This window comes from Methanobrevibacter sp., from assembly GCF_045636185.1.
Lineage (GTDB): Archaea > Methanobacteriota > Methanobacteria > Methanobacteriales > Methanobacteriaceae > Methanocatella.
This window is the reverse complement of record NZ_JAZTXC010000134.1, coordinates 1-2407: the sequence shown is the minus strand read 5'-3', so window position 1 is coordinate 2407 and position 2407 is coordinate 1. Positions and strand designations below refer to the sequence as shown.

Annotated in this window: 1 protein-coding gene; it reads right to left on the bottom strand. The window is 31.2% G+C overall.

Annotated elements, in window-relative coordinates; genetic code table 11:
- A partial coding sequence (locus tag ACKI3Q_RS07620) for a hypothetical protein (RefSeq protein ID WP_407415839.1) occupies positions 1–2199 on the bottom strand: 2199 nt, incomplete at its 3' end.
- Positions 2200–2407 lie beyond the last annotated feature (208 nt).

Here is a 2407-nt window from a genome sequence, read left to right as displayed (position 1 = left end):
GGCAGGTTTCATAGTTATAATATTATCTTTTTCCTCAGAAGGAGAATCTCCGCCACGGATTAATACTGTAGTACATGATTTATCATAATCAACTGCACAGACAGTTGCTAAACCATACTCATCACCATATAAATAAGTAATAGCTTGTCCTTCATTCCAGTTTACAGTAATTGAATCGTATCCATAAAAGCTTCCTTTATCAGTAAAGAAAGTTATTTTCGGACCGCTGAAATACAAACTGGCATCTGCACTATGGTCCATTCCTAAAGAATCCATATAAACGTCAGCAGTAATCTTTGAATATTCCCCATAGTCTATTACAGACGGATTTGAATTGACACGCAATATTAACCAAGGATCATATAAAATAGTTCCTTTATTATTTCTGAACCCTGAATCTGAAGGTCTGGAATTAGTACCCCACCAATTATATCTTGCATCAACATCACCTGAAGTTAAGTTTTCCAGATTGCCAAAGAACATATCTAGGAATTGGGCTAAAGATGCGCTCATATTTCTGATTTCTTCTTCAGTGTAGTTTTCAGCACCTGGCTGTGATATTGTCATCAGATAAGCCAATTCCTCATTTGATAGGTTAGGGTCATAGCCGTAGGATTCCAATAACAGCTGTCTGGTGCTTTCCTTAATAACATTATCTTTTAAATTAGTGGCACGGTTATAATGTATTACGGCAGATGGGACTACAACCAGAAAACCGGTTTCAACACCAGTACCTTCTATATTGTTACCAAATACTGATAAATTACCAGTAATGCTGAAATCACTATTATTAAATATGGATTTCAGCAATTCAATAATTTCTTCAATTGTTGAATTATCAGGAATAGTCATATTGTACTTCTTAGTATTAATGCTTAAAGGAACACCAGTAATGAAAGTCGTATTTTCCCCAGGAAGATTATATAAAAGATTTTTATTAATTGCAACATTTCCTAAAGAGAAAGCATTAATACCTTTTGTTTTAGGAGAGTTCAAATTAGTAATATTATTACTTGAAACATCAACAAATCCTTCAAAATTATTGTAATTTATACTTTCACCCTTTATTCCAGTGATTGAACCTGAAGATTTGAAATTGGTCAAATTATTTTTTGAAACGTATATGTCCGCCCATCCCACTCCGGAACCTACAATACCGGTTATTGCAGAATTAGCACCTAAAGCAGTTAAGTCTTTTATATTAATATCATGAACAACTGCACCGGAACTTTCATTCTGATCAAGAGTAACTACAGAAACTCTTAAACCAGTTAAAGAAGCATTTTCATAATTGCCTGTAGAAATCTGACTAATATTCAAATCATGGACATCGATAGTAGGTAAAGTACTGCTCAATGAAAAAACATCAATATTGACACCATAGGATTCAATAGGAGCTGAAACATCTTCAACGACATTATTAGATACGTCAAACTCTGTTAAATTATCAAAAACAGCAGCTGCCCTTACATCCAAACCATAAGCTGAAGCATTAATCGATTTAATATTGGCTATATAATTGTCTGTTACAATTACTTTTAAATCATCAGAAGTAATGCCCGTACCATTTACTAAAATACCTGAAGCAGTTCCATTTTCTCTCCTATTTATTATATTGGTAACGTTGTTTCTGGATACAACTGGGTTATATACCATAATTGAAATACCCGCTCCGCTTACATCAGAAATATCATTTCCAATAATCTTTAAATTGTTAACTACCTCTATTATTGATGCATTAATATCCGATTCATTAATTACAATATGTGGAGGTGCTGATATACCAATACTTCCACCGGATATTTTATTATCTGAAATCGTACAGCCGCTACTATTAACCAAAATTCCAGTACCGTTAATCATGTCTGAAACAAAAATATTAAATCCTGAAATGGAAGTATTGTTTGCAGTTGAAAGAATAGTAAACGCAGTTTTTTGAGAATTTAAATTTGCATTTTGACCTATAATGGAAAGTTCTTTAGAAATAACCAAATCTTCAGCATAATTTCCACTTTCGACTATTATAGTACTACCTGCGGTAGCATTATCAATAGCTACCTGAATAGAATCACCTTCATTTACAGTGATTTCATTGTTTTGAGATAAAACAGTTTCATTATTGTCTGTAGCCGACACATTGCCTATACTAATAAAAAAGAAAATTAATAAAAGAATAAGCATTATTTTATTTTTATTCATATTTTTCACCATTTTTATATTATATTTTTCAGACCCTCGTATCAGTATTGTGAAAAACAATAGTTATTTTTCAAAAATTGATTACAAGGCATATACTTTCATAGTTAATTAATTACTTTAACATTTCAACTATATAAATATTATACATTTAGAAAATAAAATTTAATAAAACTAATCTGTGATTAGAATATTTTAAATTTTTTAAAAA